At 49.3% G+C, this 21,757-nt stretch carries 17 protein-coding genes and 4 tRNA genes; 20 read left to right on the top strand and 1 reads right to left on the bottom strand.

The annotated features are described in order from the left end of the window. Window positions 1-31: 31 nt before the first annotated feature. Window positions 32-1,054 (bottom strand): outer membrane protein assembly factor BamD, encoded by a 1,023-nt coding sequence (locus NPS46_RS05350; RefSeq protein ID WP_274105363.1) that lies wholly within the window; start codon window positions 1,052-1,054, stop codon window positions 32-34. Between the two features lie 150 nt (window positions 1,055-1,204). Here NPS46_RS05350 and rluD point away from each other — a divergent pair, with 150 nt between their 5' ends. The 20 genes from rluD (at window position 1,205) to NPS46_RS05250 (ending at window position 21,741) form a co-directional block, all read left to right on the top strand. Further along, on the top strand, window positions 1,205-2,167 hold the full coding sequence (rluD, locus tag NPS46_RS05345) for a 23S rRNA pseudouridine(1911/1915/1917) synthase RluD (protein ID WP_274105362.1): 963 nt from the start codon (window positions 1,205-1,207) through the stop codon (window positions 2,165-2,167). Next, window positions 2,164-2,889, top strand: a complete 726-nt coding sequence (gene pgeF, locus NPS46_RS05340) for a peptidoglycan editing factor PgeF (RefSeq protein WP_274105361.1) — start codon at window positions 2,164-2,166, stop codon at window positions 2,887-2,889. The genes rluD and pgeF overlap by 4 nt, the downstream gene beginning before the upstream one ends. 128 nt (window positions 2,890-3,017) lie before the next feature. Further along, the gene (clpB, locus tag NPS46_RS05335; protein WP_274105360.1) at window positions 3,018-5,582 is read left to right on the top strand and encodes an ATP-dependent chaperone ClpB; all 2,565 of its coding nucleotides are present in this window, start codon (window positions 3,018-3,020) and stop codon (window positions 5,580-5,582) included. A 312-nt stretch (window positions 5,583-5,894) separates the two neighbouring features. Then, window positions 5,895-5,970: transfer RNA gene (locus NPS46_RS05330), tRNA-Asn, on the top strand. 9 nt (window positions 5,971-5,979) lie between these two features. Further along, window positions 5,980-6,056 (top strand) — tRNA-Pro (locus tag NPS46_RS05325). Window positions 6,057-6,061: 5 nt separating this feature from the next. Then, window positions 6,062-6,137 (top strand) — tRNA-Lys (locus NPS46_RS05320). A gap of 94 nt (window positions 6,138-6,231) precedes the next feature. Then, window positions 6,232-6,308: transfer RNA gene (locus NPS46_RS05315), tRNA-Pro, on the top strand. Window positions 6,309-6,516: 208 nt separating this feature from the next. Further along, window positions 6,517-7,287 (top strand): glucose-1-phosphate cytidylyltransferase, encoded by a 771-nt coding sequence (rfbF, locus tag NPS46_RS05310; RefSeq protein WP_274105359.1) that lies wholly within the window; start codon window positions 6,517-6,519, stop codon window positions 7,285-7,287. Then, entirely contained in the window at window positions 7,284-8,363 is a 1,080-nt protein-coding gene (gene rfbG, locus NPS46_RS05305; protein ID WP_274105358.1) for a CDP-glucose 4,6-dehydratase, read from the top strand. The genes rfbF and rfbG overlap by 4 nt, the downstream gene beginning before the upstream one ends. Further along, complete coding sequence (rfbC, locus tag NPS46_RS05300; RefSeq protein ID WP_425312683.1) at window positions 8,360-8,911, top strand: dTDP-4-dehydrorhamnose 3,5-epimerase; 552 nt, start codon at window positions 8,360-8,362, stop codon at window positions 8,909-8,911. Before rfbG ends, rfbC begins: the two co-directional genes overlap by 4 nt. Then, a complete protein-coding gene (locus NPS46_RS05295) occupies window positions 8,908-10,137 on the top strand; it encodes a class I SAM-dependent methyltransferase (protein ID WP_274105357.1) in 1,230 nt (409 codons plus the stop codon). Before rfbC ends, NPS46_RS05295 begins: the two co-directional genes overlap by 4 nt. After that, window positions 10,134-10,982 carry an NAD-dependent epimerase/dehydratase family protein gene (locus NPS46_RS05290; protein WP_274105356.1) on the top strand — a complete coding sequence of 283 codons (849 nt, stop codon included), beginning with the start codon at window positions 10,134-10,136 and terminating at the stop codon, window positions 10,980-10,982. Before NPS46_RS05295 ends, NPS46_RS05290 begins: the two co-directional genes overlap by 4 nt. Further along, the gene (locus NPS46_RS05285; protein WP_274105355.1) at window positions 10,975-11,640 is read left to right on the top strand and encodes a hypothetical protein; all 666 of its coding nucleotides are present in this window, start codon (window positions 10,975-10,977) and stop codon (window positions 11,638-11,640) included. The genes NPS46_RS05290 and NPS46_RS05285 overlap by 8 nt, the downstream gene beginning before the upstream one ends. A 15-nt stretch (window positions 11,641-11,655) precedes the next feature. Further along, window positions 11,656-13,158: an oligosaccharide flippase family protein gene (locus NPS46_RS05280; protein ID WP_337994232.1), complete on the top strand. Its 1,503-nt coding sequence runs from the start codon at window positions 11,656-11,658 to the stop codon at window positions 13,156-13,158. Beyond that, window positions 13,159-14,289: a glycosyltransferase family 2 protein gene (locus NPS46_RS05275; protein ID WP_274105353.1), complete on the top strand. Its 1,131-nt coding sequence runs from the start codon at window positions 13,159-13,161 to the stop codon at window positions 14,287-14,289. A gap of 118 nt (window positions 14,290-14,407) precedes the next feature. After that, complete coding sequence (locus tag NPS46_RS05270; RefSeq protein WP_274105352.1) at window positions 14,408-15,352, top strand: NAD-dependent epimerase/dehydratase family protein; 945 nt, start codon at window positions 14,408-14,410, stop codon at window positions 15,350-15,352. Further along, entirely contained in the window at window positions 15,349-16,506 is a 1,158-nt protein-coding gene (locus tag NPS46_RS05265; RefSeq protein ID WP_274105351.1) for a glycosyltransferase family 4 protein, read from the top strand. Before NPS46_RS05270 ends, NPS46_RS05265 begins: the two co-directional genes overlap by 4 nt. A gap of 5 nt (window positions 16,507-16,511) precedes the next feature. Continuing rightward, on the top strand, window positions 16,512-17,723 hold the full coding sequence (locus NPS46_RS05260; protein ID WP_274105397.1) for a glycosyltransferase family 4 protein: 1,212 nt from the start codon (window positions 16,512-16,514) through the stop codon (window positions 17,721-17,723). 51 nt (window positions 17,724-17,774) lie between these two features. Continuing rightward, window positions 17,775-20,213: a hypothetical protein gene (locus tag NPS46_RS05255; protein ID WP_274105350.1), complete on the top strand. Its 2,439-nt coding sequence runs from the start codon at window positions 17,775-17,777 to the stop codon at window positions 20,211-20,213. A 40-nt stretch (window positions 20,214-20,253) separates the two neighbouring features. Then, window positions 20,254-21,741: a hypothetical protein gene (locus tag NPS46_RS05250; RefSeq protein WP_274105349.1), complete on the top strand. Its 1,488-nt coding sequence runs from the start codon at window positions 20,254-20,256 to the stop codon at window positions 21,739-21,741. Window positions 21,742-21,757 lie beyond the last annotated feature (16 nt).

Genomic DNA, 21,757 nt, shown 5'->3' with positions numbered 1-21,757 from the left:
GCAGGGCTCTCTCTTGCAGCGGCACGTCGACTCAGTCGAATACGCCGAAGGTCATGAAGCTGAACCACGAACGATCTTCGTTGTTGCCCAGGGCTCCGCTGTTTTCTTCGCGGATCACATCGCCATTTTCGTCCCGTGGCAGCAGCTCCGGGTCGATGGCTTCCTTGGCGTCCTGGTACTGCTTGATCACATCCTGGTTGGCGCGGGTTTCTCCCGGCGGCAGCGGCGGACGCGACTCGATCATGCCCAGGGTGGCCTTGCTCAACCAGGAGCGGTTGTCCGCTTCGGCGACCTGAGGCACGAACTGGCCATCGACCAGGCTCGGGTGGTTCGGGTAGTTGAGCTTGAGCGTTTCCAGGCTGGTTGCGGCCAACTCATCGAGATGCATGCGCTGGTAGGACTCGACCATGACCGCCAGGCCGTCACCGACCGCCGGGGTTTCCTGGAAGTTTTCCACCACATAGCGACCACGGTTGGCGGCAGCCACATAGGCCTGACGGGTCAGGTAGTAGTGCGCCACGTGGATATCGTAGGCGGCCAGCAGGTTGCGCAGATAAATCATGCGCTGCTTGGCATCCGGCGAGTAACGGCTGTTGGGGAAGCGGCTGGTGAGCTGGGCGAACTCGTTGTAGGAGTCGCGGGCAGCCCCCGGGTCACGCTTGGTCATGTCCAGCGGCAGGAAGCGCGCCAGCAGGCCGACGTCCTGGTCAAAGGAGGTCAGGCCCTTGAGGTAATAGGCGTAATCCACATTGGGGTGTTGTGGATGCAGGCGGATAAAACGCTCGGCGGCGGACTTGGCAGCTTCCGGCTCGGCGTTCTTGTAGTAGGCGTAGATCAGTTCGAGCTGGGCCTGGTCGGCGTAGCGGCCGAACGGATAACGCGATTCCAGGGCCTTGAGCTTGGCGGTGGCGCTGGTAAAGCTGTGGTTGTCCAGGTCGGCCTGCGCCTGCTGGTACAGCTCGACTTCGCTCAGGTTTTCGTCGACGACTTCCTTCGATGAGCAAGCAGCGGTCAGTGCGAGGATGGCGATCAGCAGCAGGTGTTTCACTTGCATGGCGGCTTGCGTCCCTATGACGGCCGCTGTCTTGGGCGAGGCCGTCCTGTTATGATGAGCGCCCCGTTGAAAGCCTCGGGGCAAAAGACGCCGTATTTAACCACAAGCGCGCAGCCGAAACCAAAGGCTGTGCCGACGCCCAGTCCGAGCATGTCCGATAAAATTGAACTTCGCGCAGAGGTGCCGTCCGAACTGGGTGGCCAACGCCTCGATCAAGTCGCCGCACAATTATTCGCTGAGCACTCGCGCTCGCGCCTTTCCGCCTGGATCAAGGACGGCCTCCTGACCGTGGACGGGGCGGTTATCCGCCCGCGTGACATCGTCCACGGCGGTGCCATCCTCCAACTGACTGCCGAGCAGGAAGCTCAGGGTGAATGGATCGCTCAGGACATCGAGCTGGATATCGTCTATGAAGATGACGACATCCTGGTGATCAACAAACCGGCGGGCCTGGTGGTCCATCCGGCGGCCGGGCATGCCGATGGCACGCTGCTCAACGCCTTGTTGCACCATGTCCCGGACATTATCAATGTACCGCGCGCCGGGATCGTCCACCGTCTCGACAAGGACACCACCGGTCTTATGGTGGTGGCCAAGACGATTCAGGCCCAGACCCAGTTGGTGACCCAACTGCAGAGTCGCAGTGTCAGCCGGATCTACGAGTGCATCGTGATCGGTGTGGTCACCGCCGGTGGCAAGATCAATGCCCCGATCGGTCGTCACGGCCAGCAACGCCAGCGTATGGCGGTGATGGAAGGCGGCAAGCAGGCCGTCAGTCATTACCGGGTGCTCGAGCGTTTCCGCTCCCACACCCATGTGCGGGTCAAGCTGGAAACCGGTCGGACTCACCAAATTCGTGTGCATATGGCCCACATCAACTATCCGTTGGTCGGCGATCCGGCTTACGGCGGGCGTTTCCGCATTCCGCCGGCGGCCAGCCAGACCATGGTCGAGTCGCTCAAGACCTTTCCGCGCCAGGCCCTGCATGCACGCTTCCTGGAGCTCGATCACCCGACTACCGGTGTGCGCATGAGCTGGGAATCGCCACTGCCGGATGATTTTGTCTGGTTGTTGTCGCTGCTCAAGCAGGACCGCGAGGCGTTTATCGGATGAGTGACTTCCTGATTCCTGACTGGCCAGCGCCGGCGGGGGTCAGGGCCTGTGTCACTACCCGCGCGGGCGGCGTCAGCCTGGCGCCGTTCGACAGCCTGAACCTGGGCGACCATGTCGAAGACTGCCCGCAGGCCGTGGCGCAAAATCGCGGACGCCTCACCGATACCTTCTCTATAAAACCGGCCTGGTTGCGCCAGGTCCATGGTGTGACGGTTGCCCATGCCGCGCCGGGAGAAGTTGTCGAGGCCGATGCCAGCTGGACATCGACCCCGGGAATCGCCTGCACGGTAATGACCGCCGACTGCTTGCCTGCCCTGTTCTGCGACCGTGCCGGTCGTCGTGTGGCGGCGGCCCATGCAGGCTGGCGCGGGCTGGCGGCGGGAGTGCTGGAAGCGACGCTCGATAGCCTGGCCACTGCTCCCGATGAAGTGCTGGTCTGGTTGGGGCCGGCCATTGGTCCGACAGCCTTTGAAGTCGGGCCCGAGGTTCGCGACGCTTTTGTCGCACAGCATCCGCAGGCCGTTGAAGCCTTTGTGCCCAGTCGCAATGACGGTCGCCTGATGGCCGATATCTACGCCCTGGCGCGCCTGCGCCTGGCCGCGTGCGGCGTGACAGCCGTCTATGGTGGTGGGTTGTGCACGGTGAGCGATCCGCGCTTCTATTCTTACCGACGCCAGCCGCGCACCGGTCGATTCGCCTCCCTGGTCTGGCTCCAAGACTAGACTCTGCTGACCTGCGTCAACTGCCTGGAACTTGAAACTCCCAGAATCGACCGCATCTATGGGGTATCTGGCAGGTTTCTTTATCTAGGACGTTCATCGCTCCGGCCTGCTCAAAAGGAAGGTGACCAATGCGTATAGACCGTTTAACTAGCAAATTACAGTTGGCTTTATCCGATTCCCAATCCATCGCGGTCGGCCTTGATCATCCGGCGATTGAGCCTGTGCATTTGATGCAGGCCTTGCTGGAGCAGCAAGGCGGCTCGATCAAGCCCCTGCTGATGCAGGTCGGCTTCGACGTTAACAGCCTGCGCAAGGCTTTGAGCAAAGAGCTCGACCAATTGCCGAAAATCCAGAATCCCACCGGGGACGTCAATATGTCCCAGGATCTGGCGCGGCTGTTGAACCAGGCTGACCGTCTGGCGCAGCAAAAGGGCGACCAGTTCATTTCCAGCGAGTTGGTTTTGCTGGCGGCCATGGACGAGAACAGCAAGCTCGGCAAGCTGTTGCTTGGCCAGGGCGTGAGCAAGAAAGCCCTGGAAAACGCCATCAGCAACCTGCGCGGCGGCGAAGCGGTCAATGACCCGAACGTCGAGGAGTCGCGGCAGGCTCTGGACAAGTACACCGTCGACCTGACCAAGCGCGCCGAAGACGGCAAGCTTGACCCGGTGATCGGGCGTGACGACGAGATCCGTCGGACGATCCAGGTGCTCCAGCGTCGAACCAAGAACAACCCGGTGCTGATCGGTGAGCCTGGCGTGGGTAAAACCGCGATTGCCGAAGGCCTGGCCCAACGGATCATCAATGGCGAAGTGCCTGATGGCCTCAAGGGCAAACGTCTGCTGTCCCTGGATATGGGGGCGCTGATTGCCGGTGCAAAATTCCGTGGCGAGTTCGAAGAGCGGCTCAAATCCCTGCTCAACGAGCTGTCCAAGCAGGAAGGGCAGATCATTCTGTTTATCGATGAGCTGCACACCATGGTAGGCGCCGGTAAGGGCGAAGGCTCCATGGATGCTGGCAATATGCTCAAGCCTGCGCTGGCACGTGGTGAGCTGCATTGCGTAGGTGCAACGACGCTCAACGAGTATCGCCAGTATATAGAGAAGGATGCGGCGCTCGAGCGACGCTTCCAGAAAGTGCTGGTGGACGAGCCGAGCGAAGAGGACACCATTGCGATTCTGCGTGGCCTCAAAGAGCGTTATGAGGTGCACCACAAGGTCGCGATTACCGACGGTGCGATCATTGCGGCGGCCAAACTCAGCCATCGCTACATCACCGACCGGCAGTTGCCGGACAAGGCGATCGACCTGATCGACGAAGCGGCCAGCCGGATTCGCATGGAGATCGACTCCAAGCCTGAAGTGCTTGACCGTCTGGAGCGTCGCCTGATTCAGCTCAAGGTCGAATCCCAGGCCTTGAAGAAAGAGGATGACGAGGCGGCGATCAAACGCCTGGAAAAACTCCAGGAAGAAATCGTTCGGCTGGAGCGCGAGTACTCCGATCTGGAGGAAATCTGGACTTCGGAGAAAGCCGAGGTGCAGGGTTCGGCGCAGATCCAGCAACAAATCGAACAGTCGCGCCAGGAGCTTGAATCGGCACGGCGCAAGGGCGATCTCAATCGCATGGCGGAGTTGCAGTACGGGGTGATCCCGGATCTGGAGCGCAGCCTGCAGATGGTCGACCAGCACGGTCACAGCGAGAATCAGCTGCTGCGCAGCAAGGTGACCGAGGAAGAAATTGCCGAAGTGGTTTCCAAATGGACCGGTATTCCTGTGTCGAAGATGCTCGAAGGTGAGCGCGACAAGCTGCTGAAAATGGAAAGCCTGCTGCATCAGCGCGTGATCGGCCAGGATGAGGCGGTCGTGGCGGTATCCAATGCGGTACGCCGTTCGCGGGCCGGTTTGTCCGACCCGAACCGGCCAAGCGGTTCGTTTATGTTCCTCGGCCCAACCGGTGTGGGTAAAACCGAGCTGTGCAAGGCCTTGGCCGAGTTCCTCTTCGACACTGAAGAGGCGATGGTCCGCATCGATATGTCGGAGTTTATGGAGAAACACTCCGTGGCTCGTCTGATCGGTGCGCCACCAGGCTATGTCGGTTACGAGGAGGGTGGCTACCTGACCGAGGCCGTGCGGCGTAAACCGTATTCGGTGATCCTGCTGGACGAGGTCGAGAAAGCGCACCCTGATGTGTTCAACGTGTTGCTGCAGGTGCTGGAGGATGGTCGTCTGACTGACAGCCATGGCCGTACGGTGGACTTCCGCAATACGGTGATTGTCATGACCTCCAACCTGGGGTCGGCCCAGATCCAGGAGCTGATTGGTGATCGCGAGGCGCAGCGTGCGGCGGTAATGGATGCCTTGACCAGTCACTTCCGCCCGGAATTTATCAACCGGGTCGACGAAGTGGTGATCTTCGAGCCTTTGGCACGGGATCAGATCGCCGGTATCACCGAGATCCAGTTGGGGCGCCTGCGTAGCCGTCTGGCTGAGCGTGAGCTGAGCCTGGAGCTGAGTCAGGAGGCGTTGGACAAGCTGATCGCAGTGGGTTACGACCCGATCTACGGTGCACGTCCGCTGAAACGGGCGATCCAGCGCTGGATCGAGAACCCTCTGGCGCAATTGATCCTTTCGGGTCACTTCGTGCCAGGTACCCAGGTCACGGCGACGGTGAAGGACGACGAAATCGTCTTTGCCTGAATGACCTGAGTGGTCGCGATGAAAAAGGCCTCGCTTTGCGAGGCCTTTTTTTTGATAGGGCGTTGAACTCAAAGGGAAAGACTTGTAAAGTGCGCCCCGCAGTATGTCAGCCCACGGATTTCTCTCCCCAAGGGAAGTCAGCAAGAAAGTCGCAAATCATTGTCTTAAAAGCATTTTAAAGGGTTGACAGGGGTTTTTAAGATTGTAGAATAGCGCGCCTCAGACACACGAACGCAGCGATGCGAGCGGGTCGAAGAGGAGGTTTCTAGCGATAGAAGCCAGCAGTAAAAGTTGTAAATTGAAATATGCAGTTCCGTGATAGCTCAGTCGGTAGAGCAAATGACTGTTAATCATTGGGTCCCAGGTTCGAGTCCTGGTCACGGAGCCAATTTCAAGCCGGGGTATAGCGCAGTCCGGTAGCGCGCCTGCTTTGGGAGCAGGATGTCAGGAGTTCGAATCCCCTTACCCCGACCATTTTTGGGTCGTTAGCTCAGTTGGTAGAGCAGTTGGCTTTTAACCAATTGGTCGTAGGTTCGAATCCCACACGACCCACCATTTTTGAGACCAGCTTGCTGGAATCGAATCTTAAGATCAGAGGCCAAAAGCGCTGATTGCAGAAGGCGCCTTTTATAAGGTGCCTTTTTTTTACCGGGGTATAGCGCAGTCCGGTAGCGCGCCTGCTTTGGGAGCAGGATGTCAGGAGTTCGAATCCCCTTACCCCGACCATATACAAAAAAAGGCGTCCTTTATGGACGCCTTTTTTTGTGTTTGGATTTAAGATTCTGCGATGGGTCAAGGACTGTTCAATGTATTGTTGTCATGCTAAAAGTCCTCGGTTATTCCAACCCTAATTCGTACAGTTTCGGGCAGCAGTCGATATCGCACCCGTCAGAACGGCTGAGCGGTTTCATTGACATTCGTAGGTAAGGTTTCCATGAAGGCGGTAATTCTGGCTGGTGGTCTCGGCACACGTATTTCTGAAGAGTCGCACCTGCGGCCCAAGCCAATGATCGAGATCGGCGGTAAGCCAATTCTCTGGCATATCATGAAAATCTACTCCCATTACGGAATCAATGACTTTGTCATTTGCTGTGGCTACAAGGGCTATGTGATCAAGGAGTACTTTGCCAACTACTTCCTACATATGTCTGACGTCACTTTTGATATGTCCAATAACACGATGGAAGTGCATCAGCGCTACGTCGAGCCTTGGCGGGTCACGTTAGTCGACACCGGCGAGGAAACAATGACGGGGGGCCGCCTCAAGCGAGTTCGCGAGCATCTTGGAAACGAGCCATTCTGCTTTACTTACGGTGATGGTGTGGCGGATGTGAATATTCGTGAGTTGATCGAGTTTCACCGCTCTCATGGTAAACCCGCCTCCGTGACAGCCATTCAGCCGCCAGGGCGATACGGCGCGCTTAACATGGATGGCAGCCAGGTCAGCAGCTTTCAGGAGAAGCCTGCAGGTGATGGTGCATGGATCAATGGTGGTTATTTCGTCCTCGACCCTTCGGTGATTGATTACATCGACGATGATCAAACCAGTTGGGAAGCCGAGCCGCTGATGCGGTTGGCGCGCGAGGGGGATCTGATGTCTTACCAGCATCGCGGCTTCTGGCAGGCAATGGATACCTTGCGGGACAAAAATCTGCTTGAGGATCTCTGGGGCAAGGGAACCCCACCCTGGAAGTGCTGGGAATGAAGCCATTTGGTGGTACCTACCAGGGCCGTAGAGTTCTCCTGACTGGCCACACCGGATTCAAAGGCAGCTGGCTGGCGACCTGGCTGGCCGAAATGGGTGCACAAGTGACCGGGCTTGGCCTGGCGCCTAATAGCTCGCCTGCTCACTGGGATTTGCTTGATACCCCAGCAACCGATATTCGGGCTGATATCCGGGAAGCGGCCCTGGTCAGGGAGGTTTTTGAGCAGTCTCAGCCCGAGATTGTTTTTCACCTTGCCGCACAAGCACTGGTTCGTCGTTCTTATCGTGACCCGCTGGAAAGCTGGTCGACTAATGTCATGGGAACAGCCAATGTGCTTGAAGCTTGTCGCCTGACGCCAAGTGTCCGCGCAGTAGTTGTTATCACTACAGATAAGGTCTACGCCAATAACGAATGGCCCTGGGGCTATCGTGAGAATGACCGCCTTGGCGGTCACGACCCCTACAGCGCGTCGAAAGCGGCCAGTGAGTTGGTTGTCGACAGTTATCGTAAGGCATTTTGGGCGGTAGACGGTTCGCCTCTAATGGCCACGGCCCGAGCCGGAAATGTTATCGGTGGTGGTGATTGGTCTGAAGATCGCTTGATCCCCGATCTAGTGCGTGCAGTGCAGGCGGGAGAGCCACTCGAGATACGCTCTCCCCAGTCCACAAGGCCCTGGCAGCATGTGTTGGAATGCTTGTCGGGCTATCTGCTGCTCGGCCAACGTTTGCTTGAAGCCGACGAATCAAAGGCGACTGCCTGGAACTTTGGCCCCGCTCCCGAAGATAACCGCACGGTAGAACAGGTACTCACGGGGCTTAAAACGCATTGGCCCCAACTGTCCTGGCACACGACATCCGCTGAACGCCCTCATGAAGCTAATCTCCTGTACTTGGATTGTGCGCAGGCTAAAACTTCGTTGGGGTGGCGACCGGTCTGGACATTGGAGCAAAGTCTGGAAATGACTGCCGATTGGTATCGTGAGCAGCATGCGACAGGCAATGTGCTGACTCGCAAACAACTGGCACTCTACGTCGATGCCGCTACTCGGGCTGGTTGCGTCTGGATGTCTTTATGAATATTCGTCAAACCCCGATCGCCGGAGTTGTAGTGGTTGAGAATCAACCATTTCAGGATAACCGGGGGGCGTTCGCTCGCTTGTTTTGTGAGCAGTCTCTGGCACAGGTCTTGGGCCAACAGCATATTGTGCAAGTAAACCATTCGCGAACGGCATCTCTTGGTGCTGTTCGTGGCATGCATTTTCAGTACGCACCCCATGCAGAAATGAAAATGGTCCGCTGCCTGAAAGGGCGGGTTTGGGACGTGGTGGTCGATCTGCGGGCTGGCTCTGAAACGTTCCTGCATTGGCATGCAGAAGAGCTGACTCCTGAGTCTGGACGCATGTTTGTCATTCCCCAAGGCTGCGCCCATGGTTTTCAGGTTCTGGAAGCTCAGAGTGAGCTACTTTATCTGCATACCGCGTTCTATGAGCCAAAGGCCGAAGGTGCGTTACGCTACGACGATCCGCGGCTTGATATAGCCTGGCCACTGCCTGTTACAGACCTCTCCGAGCGCGATAAGCAGCACGCTTTGCTCTCCACCGACTTCGCCGGACTTTATGTATGAATTGTCGTCATTGCCTCACACCACTTGAGCACACATTTCTTGATTTAGGTTTCGCTCCGCCTTCTAACGCTTATCTCAGTGAAGCTGAACTGAGTGCGCCTGAAACCTATTTTCCGCTCAAGCTCAAGGTCTGTGACAAGTGTTGGCTGGTGCAGACCGAAGACTATGCGCAGGCAGATCTGTTCTTTTCCAAGGACTACGCCTACTTCTCATCGACCTCCACCAGTTGGTTGGAACATGCTGCTGCATATTCCAGGAAGATGACTGAGCGGCTTGGATTGGGAGCAGATAGTTTTGTGATCGAAGTCGCCTCCAACGATGGCTATCTTCTGAAGAACTTCGTGGCTGCGAATATCCCGTGTCTCGGCATCGAGCCGACAGCGAGCACTGCGGCGGCGGCTGAAGCTCTGGGCGTTCCCGTTTTGCGCGAGTTCTTTGGTGAGTCCCTAGGCCGGCAGCTGGCAGAACAGGGGCGTCAGGCTGACCTTATCGCGGGCAATAACGTCTTTGCCCACGTACCGGATATCAATGATTTCACGCGGGGTCTGAAAGCTGCGTTGAAACCGGGGGGTACCATCACTCTCGAGTTTCCGCATCTGATGCGTCTTATCGAACACACTCAGTTTGATACGGTTTACCACGAGCACTTTTCATATCTGTCTCTTCATACCGTCAAACGGATCTTTGCCTTGGCGGGTCTGCGCGTCGCAGATGTCGAAGAGCTTTCGACCCACGGCGGCAGTCTGCGAGTGTATGGTTGCCATCAAGAAGACCTGCGTAGTGAAAGCCCTAGTGTTGCCAATGTTTTGAACGCTGAGGCGCAGTTTGGACTTCAAAGCTTGGATATTTATAAGGGCTTTCAAGCGCGAGCGGATGAAGTTAAAAATGGGTTGCTTAGTTTTCTTCTCGAGCAAAAACGTACGGGGAAAAAGGTTGTGGCGTATGGCGCTGCCGCGAAAGGCAATACGTTATTAAATTACGCCGGTGTCAAAAGTGATTTGGTAGCTTATGTATGCGATGCCGCTCCTTCTAAGCAGGGTAAGCTTCTTCCAGGTAGTCATATTTCTGTTATGTCGCCAAAGGTACTTGAAGAAACTCAGCCTGATATTGTTGTTATCCTACCTTGGAATATTTCAAAGGAAGTAGCAGCTCAATACGGTGAACTTATCGTCTCGTGGGGAGGGCGGTTTGTTGTGGCTGTTCCTGAAGTGCGATACATAGCATGAAAGTATTAGTGACCGGTGCGACTGGCTTTATCGGGCGGCATGTTGTTTTGAGGTTGCTCGAGAGAGGGCACTCTGTAATAGCCGTTGCGCGGAGGGCCGAAGTCGCCAATTCTTTAGATTGGCCTGATACGGTTACATTCGTGCAGTGTGATCTACATGACCCGGATTTGAATATTGATTTGTTCGAAGGTGCTGATGCGATCGTACACCTGGCGTGGCCAGGGTTGCCCAACTATGATGCCCCTTATCATTTTGAGAAAACACTTCCTGCGGATTATCGATTTCTAAAAAAACTAATAGATGCGAACCACAAACACCTACTCATCTCGGGCACATGCTTTGAATATGGAATGCGAGACGGTTGTTTAACGGAAGCTATGTACCCTCGTCCGGAAAATGCTTATGCATTGGCGAAAGATAGTTTGCATAAATATCTTGATGAATTAAAGAAAACTTCACCGTTTGTGCTGCAATGGGCGCGTCTGTTTTATACCTATGGCGCGGGCCAGAACTCCAAAAGTCTACTAGCCCAGCTTGACGGTGCAATAAGATCGGGCGAAGAGATTTTTAATATGTCTCCGGGCGAGCAATTGCGAGACTACCTGCCTGTAGAAAAGGTGGCAGAACTACTTGTCATGCTCTTAGAGAACCCCGAGTGTGATGGCGCCGTCAATGTATGCAGCGGCGCACCGATATCGATTCGGAGTCTAGTTGAAGATTATATTTTTAATAAAAAGGCCAATATTAGACCTTGTTTTGGTTATTATCCTTATTCAAAATATGAGCCGATGGCGTTCTGGGGCGATAATCAGAAGTTAAAGATGCTGGCAGAAGAATATGAATAAACTTTTGATTGCGCACAACTTAGACAGAGTGTCGCTTGTAAGTTATGTGGTAACTCAGATTTCAAATTTATGCCCGGATGGCAGGGCAACAAGTACCTATGCGCTAATTGACCGATATTTGGATAGTGCTTTAGCGCGGCTTGCGGTATGCATAAATGCAGTAAAGACCTGGACTCCAGGGGTTTTTGATTATCTGCATTCGTCGCAGTACTGTACTTTTCTATATTTCTTGTCTAATACAATATGGCAAGAGTCGAAAGATATTGAAACAGCAACTAAGCTTTTCTTGCTAAATAAGCATTTAAATGGGATTGATTTGTTTTTTGAGATAGCTATGCCGGATATTTTTTTTATTGGGCATTCTACGGGGATCGTTCTTTCTAAAGCAAAGTATTCTAACTATTTCGTGATTTATCAAAATTCTACTGTTGGAAAAAATCATGGAGTAGCGCCTAGTTTGGGTGAAGGGGTCATCATGTACCCCAATTCGGCTATTATTGGCCGATGCGAAGTAGGAAAGGAGGTCGTAATTTCTCAAGGCGTAAGCGTCGTGAATAAATGTGTTCCGGAAAGCAATATCGTATTTTCTGGAGTTGGTAACTCGCTTTGTTTTAAACCTATGAAAAGAAAAATAATTACCGATTTTTTCAGATTTTGATAAGAGATTATTTTAATGAGGGGCGTTAAGCTAAATGTGTTAGCCAATTTGTCAGGCAGTGCTTGGTCTGCGCTGATGGCTATTGCTTTTATTCCCGCTTACATAAAGTTGATGGGCGTCGAAGCGTACGCGCTTGTCGGTGTGTTTATCTCTCTTCAAGCAACATTTGCCATCTTAGATCTGGGGTTGTCTCAAACGCTAAGTCGAGAACTGGCTCGGCTCGGAGGCTCTGTTGAAAGCCGGCAGCGTATGATAGATACTGCTAAAACGTTGGAGTGCTTATATTGGGTAGGCAGTATCGCGATTATTGTGGTCGTGCTTTCATTGTCCTATTACATTTCGCACCACTGGCTCAGTCCTAAATCAATCGATCAGGGAACTATTACACGCGCTCTTATGCTCATGGCGGTTGTAATAGGTCTTCGTTGGCCAGTGACATTATATACAGGTGGGCTTAATGGCCTGCAGCGACAGGTTCTCCTCAATAGTATTGTGATTTTTTTTGCTGCGTTTCAAAATGTTGGTGCATTAATTGCTTTATTATTTATAAAGCCTACTATTGAAGTTTATTTTTATTGGCAGTTGGTTGTAGCGATAACTCAAGTTTTTATTATGAAGCTTGCATTATGGTATTGCCTGCCAAGAGGGAAAGGTAGATTTTCAAACGATGTGCTAAGCGACGTTTGGCGATTTGCTCTCGGTATGACGGGCATTGCAGCGCTATCAACAATACTGACTCAACTGGATAAAATAATTTTAAGCCGAATTCTTGACCTTCAAGAGTTTGGCTACTATGTGTTTGCCTCTACTATCGCAGCTGCAATATTCAAGCTGGTAGGTCCTTTCTTCAACGCATATCTTCCACGTTTCTCACAAGTTATAAGCGCGGGCAAAAGTGAAGAGTTAAGCCGCACCTACAACCAGGGTTGTCAGCTTATTGCTCTTTTTATAATTCCTATCGCATTGATCCTCAGCGTATTTTCAACGCCTATACTTTTATTATGGACAGGCGACTCTAGTCTTGTTGAGAAGTCTGCGCTTGTCTTTAGTCTTTTAGTGATTGGTAATACGGTAAATGGCTTGATGACTATACCGTATGTTTTTCAGATAGCTCACGGCTGGACTAAATTTGCGCTCTACCAAAACCTAGGTGCAGTGCTATTTTTTGTACCTTTTCTTTGGTTTGTTACTAACAAATGGGGTGGCTTAGGGGCCGCGAGTTCGTGGGTTTTCCTAAATGTTATGCTTTTTTTGGTCAATATTCATATGATGTATAAGTGGCTATTGAAGGAGAGTAAAATCCATTGGTACCGTGACGCGGTGATTTTTCCAGTTATGGGCGGTCTTTTCGGTGTCAGTATCGCTTATGGTGTTATGACTTTTTCTGGAGCGTTATTTTTCGATCTTGCCAGGTTATTTGTTTCTTTGTTGATATGCATTTTTTTTGTTGCTTTTGCTCTGCCGTCAATCCGAAGATGGTCGCTTGATAAAATTTCAGAAAAAATCGAGGGGAAGTAGTTGGAGAAATTCACAGTAATTATTCCTACTAGGGATCGAGCTGAAACTCTTGATTTTGCAATTAAATCATGTGTTGAACAGTCATATAAAAATTTCAGAATTATCGTAAGCGACAACTGTAGCAGTGATAACACAGAGGAAGTTGTTGCTAAGTACCTTCATTATGGTGTCGAGTATATAAAACCCGATAAGCGGGTCAGCATGGCCGAAAATTTCGAGTTCTCGCTTTCACATGTTGATGCGGGATTTGTTATGTTTATTGGTGATGACGATGCTCTTATCCCTGGGTGTATCGAATATGTTGCTGAGATTCAAAGAAGATATAAAGTATTGGCAATCTCAGGGCAGAATGCAGAATATTGTTGGCCAAACTTTCCTGATCCAGCAAGGCAAAATTTCTTGAAGTGGGGCTCTTCCTATAAGCATGTGGAACTCAGGAGCTCAGCTCGCTGGATAGAGAGATGCTTGAACTTTAAAGATGTTTATACATTTGATATGCCAAAGCTCTATCATGGATTTGTACATAAGTCTGTTATCGATAAGGCCCGCTCTCACGGAACTTATTTCAACTCTATTACGCCCGATGCGTATTCTGCCTTTGCTACTGCTTTCTGTATTGATTATTACGCTTTTTCCTTGAGACCTTTCACCATCGGCGGTGCTTCTGGAAAGAGTAATGGGGTCTCGGGAATTGATCCTACTGGCAAGTCGGATGAGTCCGATAAGTTTCTTTTAGAAAACACGATTGAATTTCATCGGGATTATATTTGCTGTGGCTCTCTCGAGATTTACATGGCAGAAGCATTCTCTCAGTTTGCAGAGCGATTTCCTGACAAGGTAGTTGATTACTCCGTGAATTTTGAAAATATGCTGCGCTCAGCTCTTTCGAGTGCCAACTCACGTACGATGGAGGGCGTTTGCAAAGCAGTAAATGAGATGTCTAATATTCATGGGCTTAGCGTAGAAAAAAAATCATTCAAGTTCGAGGTTTTCAAGTTTTTTCGGTTAATTGAGCGTGTTCTCAATAGAGCTAAACTATATTTATATGGTGGGATAGTTCGTGATGCCAAAGTTTATGGTGTTCATGATGTATACGCAGCATCTCTGTTTATTAAGAGTCGTTTGAAATGATTAATATAATTCTGGATGAAGCCGTTGTGCGCCAGTTAACTTGATTGGTGTTAGTGCATATGTCATGCGTTATGATATTTAATGTAAGACTATTGAGTGCTACGCAGAGAGCCTGAGTATGAAACATTTACCAATCGTATGCGTAGCCGGTGCGCGAGGGTTTATTGGAAGTAATTTGATTCCTGCACTTTTTGGTCGGTGTAAGAGTGTTCGGGCTCTTAGTAGGAGCCAAGATTTTAATTGTGGTCTTGATATTGAGTTATATGAAGGTGATTTGTTTAATAGGATATCGCTTGATCCGTTTTTGAAAGATGCTGATATTCTTATAAATCTTGTGCATGTTAATGAAGCTGCATCTGACGGAGACTTCACTCTTGCGGTTCACAACCTAGCGCTAGCCGCTCGCGACGCAGGAGTTAAGAGGGTGCTGCATATAAGTACTGCTATGGTTGTAGGTATCACCCGGAGTAAGGTTGTTGACGAGCAATCCGCGCTACACCCTGCGACGCTCTATGAGCATAGAAAGTGCCAGGCAGAACGGATTTTTCAAGAAGTATTCGCGGGTGAGGTAGACTATGGTGTCATCCGCCCAACAGCTGTATTTGGTCATGGAAGTGAAAATTTACGCAAGCTTTGTAGCGTAATCCTTGATAAGCCAGGCTGGTATCGAACTGTACTCAGATTTTTGCATGGCAAACGGAACATGCACTTAGTCAGCATACATAAGGTCGTATCTGCGATCTGCTTTTTAGCGTTTTTAGATAGGAAGTTGGATTCTAACGTCTTCTTTGTTTCGGAGGATGAAGAACCGAGTAATAACTACCAGTCAGTTGAATTTATTCTCGGCAAGGCTATGGGTGTTAACATTCCTAAGGCTAATTTTCAACTGCCGAGCAGGATTTTATCTATTCTATTGTATTTAATTGGCCGGTCTCAGTCTAATCCTGAATTAATATTTGATGAAGCAAAACTTAATGAATGGGGATTCTTTTTTTCAGGAAATTTTGAGGGCGAACTGGAAAAATTTGGTGCAAATTATGTTGCCCGAAGGATAAAAAATTGAAAGTCCTACACGTATCTGACTGTATTGATCCCTCTGTCGGCGGCGGCACTGCAGAAAGAACTTTTCAGCTAGCTATGGCATTACAGCGAGCTGGCGAGGAATGTACAATTTTATGCACGGATTATGGACTTGGTGAGCGTCGTAGAGCCGAGCTGAAGAACATTAATCTGATTGCAGTTCCAACCCTGTTTAAGCGGTTTTTACTCCCGAAACTTTGTCTTAGAGAAATACAATCTTTGGTGAGGGATACGGATTTAGTTCATGTTACGGGCCATTGGAGTGTGTTAGGGGCCGTTGTATGTTTCTTTGCTTTGCGCTTGGGCAAGCCGTATGTCTATTGCTCTGCTGGATCGTTGATTATATTTGGTCGGTCAGCTCTCCTAAAAAAGCTATATAATTTTATTATTGGTGTCCGAATTGTAAAGGGTGCATCACGTTGCATTGCAGTGACGGAGCTTGAGTGTAAGCAATTTGTAGATTATGGCATTGATCGATCCAAAATAGTCCTACTGCCAAATGGAATTCACCCAGATCATAGTCTGGTACCAATGCCGGACAATTTTCGAGCGCGGTATGGATTGGAGTCAAATTGCATTCTGCTATTTTTGGGGCGATTGAGTCCAATTAAAGGGCCTGATTTACTTTTAAGTGCTTTTGCTAAAATTTCTATAATGTTCCCTACTTGCCAGCTTGTTTTCGCAGGCCCAGATTCAGAGCTTGGACCGTCATTGCGCTCAAACACAAAGGCGAACGGTTTGTCGCATCGAGTAATATTTACAGGGTATTTGTCAGGGCAGGATAAAGAGGACGCGTTAGCAGCCGCTGACTTGTTAGTAGTGCCTTCGCGTCAGGAGGCAATGTCTCTTGTTGCTCTTGAGGCAGGCCTACGAGGTACCCCTGTGCTGCTGACCGACCAATGTGGATTTGATGAAGTAGAGCGTGTTGGTGGAGGGCTAGTTGTTAGCGTTAATGATGATGCATTGGCTAGCGGGCTTCAGGCGTTACTTAGCGATCCAGAGTTGCTAGCTCGCAAGGGAAGTAACTTGCGCGAAGTGGTATTGAAAAGTTATACGTGGGATGGGCTTACGCAAAATATATTGCAGTTGTATAAAGAGCTGCAGAGTGATAATAGATCCTTAGATAATAGAATGTGACTCCTTTGAAAATACTTGTACTTTCTCAGTATTTTTTTCCTGAAAGCTTCATCATTAATGACTTAGTGAAGAACCTTGTCGCGCAAGGCCATGAAGTAGTCGTGGCTACAGGTAAGCCAAACTATCCAGATGGTAAGATTTTTCCTGGTTATCGAGTTGGAGGACTTCAGCGCGAGCGTTATCTAGATTGTGTCGACGTCGTGAGGGTCCCTCTATGGCCGCGTGGAAATGGAGGCGCCAAAAACCTTATCCTTAACTACATATCATTTGTCTTGGCTGGGTTGGTTTTTTTTCCGTGGCTTCTGAGAAAGCGAAAGATAGATGCAATACTCGTATTTGCTGTGTCGCCTATAACTCAAGCAATTCCGGCTATTTTGCTAAAATTGTTAAAGCGTGCTTATTTGGCTGTATGGATTCAGGACCTGTGGCCGCAAAGTTTGTTGGCAACAGGGTTTGTGAAGAACCGTTATGCTCTAAAGCTAGTGGGTGGCATGGTTCGAAGTATTTATGCTTGTTCCGATCGTTTACTCGTTCAGTCTAAAGCCTTTATTGATCCTGTTTCGAATTATGCATCGCTAGATAAGATCGTCTATTATCCAAATTCAGTGGACAGTAAGTCATTTCAAGTAAATGAGCCTATACCTGAGGAGCTTTCATCAGTCTTGCAGAGCGGTTTTTGCGTTGTGTTCGCAGGTAATCTTGGAACTGCGCAAGCATTGGATACGATTGTCCAGGCGGCTCTTCATCTTCGAAGTATGAGCGAGATCCGTCTTGTACTGATCGGCAGTGGTAGTCGCTTAAGCTGGTTGCAGGAGCAAAAAAATGCTTTTGGTCTTGAAAACCTTATCTTGCCTGGACGTTTTCCCGTAAATCAGATGGCTGAAATTTTTGCTCGTTCATCTGCGCTCTTGGTCTCACTCAATGATGACCCTATTTTTTCCCAAACCATACCAAGCAAAATTCAGGCATACCTGGCTGCAGGAAGACCTATTATTGCAAGCTTGAATGGTGAGGGCGCGCGTATTGTTCAGGAGTCCGGGGCTGGTCTAACCTGTGATGCAGAGCAGGTATTGCCGTTAGTCAGCGCGATTCTGCAGATGCACAGCCTTGATCAGGAGCAACGAGATGTGATGGGTCAATCTGCTCGGCGCTACTTTGATGAGCATTTTGAAATGAGTACTCAGGCTTACCGCTTGGTTGAATTGCTGAAAGGCTAATCCGCTGTGAGGTGTCTCCAAGAATGTTGGCGTTTTACAGCTAAGGATATTGTGAAGAGCATATTAATTTTCCCAACCGCGTTCATGGCGAATTCGTTTTCATTAACGTTGGTCATGATTGGTTTGAGCCTTTTTGGTAAGCCTGAGCTCGCAGCTGATTTTGGCGTCGTCCATGGTGCTACGGTTGCTCTTTTTTATGCGTTTTCTGGAAACGCTAGGAGCCTCATCCTTAGCGGAAGATCTGAAGGCGATATATTACATTTACTAAGACTCCGTTGTTTTTTGTTAATGCCCCTGTATCTGTTGTCTGTAGGATTAAGTGTTGGCTTGGTTACCTCCAGCATCTGGTTAGTTTTATTGCTAGTAGCTCGCCGTGCAGTAGAGTGGGTTGCAGAAATTTTTTTGAGTGAACAGGAATATAGCCACAGGCCTAGGCCCGCCATTTACTTTTTCCTAAGTCAGGCGGCTAGCAGCTTGCTGCTCTTGCTCTGCTTATGTGTTGAGGGCGAACTTCGTTATAGCTATACAGCGCTTATTATATGGGCCGTATCTCCATTTTTTTGGTGTGTCCGATACGAGAGTTTTTTGGAGGCTTTTAGACTTCCATCTTCGGGAGGGCTGTCCTTGAAATTACTGTTGCCGCATTTCGGCTCTACTGCCGTGATAGGCATTTCAGTCTATGTATCGCGAGTCTTTATTATCCTGCTGGCAGGACGAACTGTAGCAGGAGATTTTTTTTCCGCTTTCGCATTGGGCGGTGTACTGGGGTCAGTATTTGCTCAAGCGTTGGGCCCAACCTTCGTGCACAACGAGAGTAAGGGCGCTCGTGCTGGTAACATTCTTCGCGTGATTCATTGCATGGTACTAGGGGCGCTGTGTATTGGGGCCATAGTTGTCAGTTTCTCTCTATTTTGGCCCGATGTTTTTCTATGGACCGAAAAAAGTACTCTTTTTTGGTTGGCAGTTGGCTGTTCTCTTATTGGGAGTGCAGTTATGGTCGGAGCGCAAAATATCCGGTTGCGGTTGTTACAGAATATCCGGGGGCAGGACGCTTTTGGCTCTGATATGTTGGCTAACATAATTTTAGTCGGTTGTATTCCTTTTATTTATTACGGGCTCGGTGCGGAGGCGCTGTCGGGATTATACTTGTTGGGCTCACTTTTATCGTATGTATTTTACTCGACGGAAAATAATGGATTGATTTCAAAAATATCTGATACTCGTTATGAGTGTTGGGTTTTGTGGTTACTTGTAATTTTAATTTTTTTACCGATTTTTTTTCAGCTGCCCAGCGGTATATATCGCAGCGCCGAAGGCTCTTATTCTGCTGAAGGGCATTTGGCTCTTTTACCAATGCCACTATCAGTATTGGTGTGCTATCTAGGTATTGTTGTTTTGGGTCGTTTCTCTTGTGCTCGTTTATCTTTAACAATCATATTTTTTACATTCGTAATCATGTTGTTTACAAGCTTGGTTATGGCCGGTGATTATGGTTTTGACGCCCGCTCTAAGATGATGTTGATTCTGCAGTATATTCTTCCGATGTTTGCTTTTGTTCTCGGGCAGCAATTTGGTGTTAGGAACGATGCTACGTCGGTTTTAACTGGATCTTTATTTTGGGTTCTCATTACTGTGGTTTGTCTTCAGTTGACATCCACTATAATTAATGGGGCTGGTTTTCAATCCTCATGTTTGTATTTTTTTAGTATTTATCATAGTGGTAGCTATGTACCTGTTGTTTTTGTAGGCGCGTTTCTTATCGTCCTTTTTTCGTCTTCTGAGCTTCCGGCCTATAGGTGGTGGGTGCTATTTTTATCTTTCGCCATGGGGGGATACGCTGCACTATCTTCTTCTTCTATCGCGCTAATACTCTATGGAGTGGGGCTCCTCTGTTTCTTATTTAGAAGCATGGTTCTTCGATATAGGCATATTTTTGCACTAGGTGTTCTTTTGTCGGGGTGTGTTGGCCTCGTACTGGCCTACATGTTTTTGGTGGGCGGTGATTTTTCGAGTATTAATAGAGTTATATTGTCTTATAGTTGGTTTAAAGAACAGTTGCCAATTTTTTTTGAAAGTGACCTAGATTCGCGTTTGGGGTATTGGACGTTTTATTTATCTTCGATGATAGAGAGTGCAAGTTCTTTTTTTGGGGGGCATTCTCACGTACTTGAGCGCCGAGACTTTCCGAGCGCGTATAACTATTATCTCGACTTTTCATATGATTTTGGAGTGTTGGCTATGTTGCCTTTATTGCTGGGCATCGTATACACATTTTATGTCGCCCTTCGTAATTGGTCTAAGCTCTTTAAGTCTGGGGGGCTTTTCGGATTATTTGGAGTTGTAGTTTTTCTCCTGTTGGTGGAAAATTTTTTGCAGGTTGGTATGCGGCAGCCATATTCGGGCATTGTCGTATTTTTTCTTTGGGGGTTTCTGCTTTCTAAACTGATAGGTTTCAACGTAAAAAAACAGAATAAATTAATATCTCTGTAAGAGTGCTTTTGAGTGTTTCATATTTTTGATGGGTGGACATATGCGGTGGAGTGATTTCCCTGGTTGGTTAAAAGTTATAATCCTGTTGGGTGTTTTTTCTTTGTTTGCTTCTGCTCTCTTTAAGTATCCTGGCACTGGCTTGTACTATGTTTGGCTCAGCGTTGTCGCTAATGGGCTCCTGTACTTTGGTTTCAGAGATCAGGCCATTTTTTTTGATACATTCATAGGTGTATTTTTTTGGCTAGGTTTTTGGATGAAATTTTCCTATCGCTTGGTTTTCATGGATGGTGATTTTATCGATAGCGGTCATTTTGATTTTTCTCCTGCTGCATTCGACCAGGCGGTACTTGTCGCGGTATGTGGTTTATCCGGTCTACTTCTTGCCAGCTATTTGAGAGGGAAGTATATTTTTAATTACCCCAAAGAATGCATTGTAGATACGTTGCCAGGGTTGTTCAATTTTTATGTGTCTCATAGAAAGTTTATTCTTTTTATTTTTTTGGCGTTCGTTCTTGTAGTGGGTGTTGCAAATATTTATTTGGGAGTTTATCAGCGAGGTGAGATCACTCGCACGGTATTGCCCTTTGGCTTGAATCGTATAGTTGCATGGCTTCTTTTGTTTGGCTTGGCCTCTTTTGTTGCGGTTTTTTTGAATTTTGAATTTAGATTGAAGCGCAATAGTTATTTTCTGGTTGTTTTATATTCGTTCTTGGAGGGAGCTATATCGAGTATCTCTCTGTTGAGTCGAGGAATGGTGCTTAATACCGGGTCGATGTTATACGGTGTTATTTATCAGTTACGCATCGGGGGAATGAAGGTTCGAGCGGCGGTTGCCGTTTTTGTTCTGGTGGTATTTGCCGCGCTATTTTTCGGGTCCGCTGTAGGGGTAACATATGCGCGGACCTACTCCTATACGGTTAATTTGGAAAAAGTTGATGCTGTTGCTCAGCCGCGGGCTGAAAAGATAGTTAGCTCCCCCGGCGAGGGGCCGAAAGATGTGAAGGTTGAGCATACAACTCCTACCATGGCTCAACATGTGGTGGCGCTGTTTCTGGATCGTTGGGTGGGCATGGACGGGGTTATGGCCGTTTCAAGTTATCCTGGTCTTGGTTGGGAGTTGTGGACGAAAGCCTGGGCAGAAGCTTATAATGAAAATGTACTGAGCTTTTACGATTCTAATATAATAAACTCCGCATATAATAATGAACAATCAGCAAATTTTCATTTCGTTTCGTTGTCCGGAATAGTGGCTTTTTTCTTTTATCCTGGCTCTTATTGTTTCTTGTTTTTTGCCATGTTTTCTCTCGGCGTGGGAGCTGCGTTGGTAGAGATATTTGTTTATAAATTTGGTGGCCGTAACGTGGTGTTGTGTTCGTTATTCGGGCAGATCGTAGCTTATCGATTTATGAGTTTTGGCTATGTGCCGGCGCAAAGCTATTTGCTCTTCGGTTCCATTATGCTTAACGTGCTTCTGATATATTATGTTGACATGATTCTCAGTTTTGGTCGCGCTCGACTAGCTTCCTGAGTCGATGCATATCAAA

This window comes from Pseudomonas putida (assembly GCF_028682395.1).
In the GTDB taxonomy this organism is placed as follows: domain Bacteria; phylum Pseudomonadota; class Gammaproteobacteria; order Pseudomonadales; family Pseudomonadaceae; genus Aquipseudomonas; species Aquipseudomonas putida_AB.
This window is presented reverse-complemented; position numbering and strand designations above follow the sequence as displayed.

Coding starts and splice junctions, on each gene's coding strand:
- NPS46_RS05350 (WP_274105363.1), bottom strand. CDS start 1,054: ATGCAAGTGAAACACCTGCTGCTGATCGCCATCCTCGCACTGACCGCT.
- rluD (WP_274105362.1), top strand. CDS start 1,205: ATGTCCGATAAAATTGAACTTCGCGCAGAGGTGCCGTCCGAACTGGGT.
- pgeF (WP_274105361.1), top strand. CDS start 2,164: ATGAGTGACTTCCTGATTCCTGACTGGCCAGCGCCGGCGGGGGTCAGG.
- clpB (WP_274105360.1), top strand. CDS start 3,018: ATGCGTATAGACCGTTTAACTAGCAAATTACAGTTGGCTTTATCCGAT.
- rfbF (WP_274105359.1), top strand. CDS start 6,517: ATGAAGGCGGTAATTCTGGCTGGTGGTCTCGGCACACGTATTTCTGAA.
- rfbG (WP_274105358.1), top strand. CDS start 7,284: ATGAAGCCATTTGGTGGTACCTACCAGGGCCGTAGAGTTCTCCTGACT.
- rfbC (WP_425312683.1), top strand. CDS start 8,360: ATGAATATTCGTCAAACCCCGATCGCCGGAGTTGTAGTGGTTGAGAAT.
- NPS46_RS05295 (WP_274105357.1), top strand. CDS start 8,908: ATGAATTGTCGTCATTGCCTCACACCACTTGAGCACACATTTCTTGAT.
- NPS46_RS05290 (WP_274105356.1), top strand. CDS start 10,134: ATGAAAGTATTAGTGACCGGTGCGACTGGCTTTATCGGGCGGCATGTT.
- NPS46_RS05285 (WP_274105355.1), top strand. CDS start 10,975: ATGAATAAACTTTTGATTGCGCACAACTTAGACAGAGTGTCGCTTGTA.
- NPS46_RS05280 (WP_337994232.1), top strand. CDS start 11,656: ATGAGGGGCGTTAAGCTAAATGTGTTAGCCAATTTGTCAGGCAGTGCT.
- NPS46_RS05270 (WP_274105352.1), top strand. CDS start 14,408: ATGAAACATTTACCAATCGTATGCGTAGCCGGTGCGCGAGGGTTTATT.
- NPS46_RS05250 (WP_274105349.1), top strand. CDS start 20,254: ATGCGGTGGAGTGATTTCCCTGGTTGGTTAAAAGTTATAATCCTGTTG.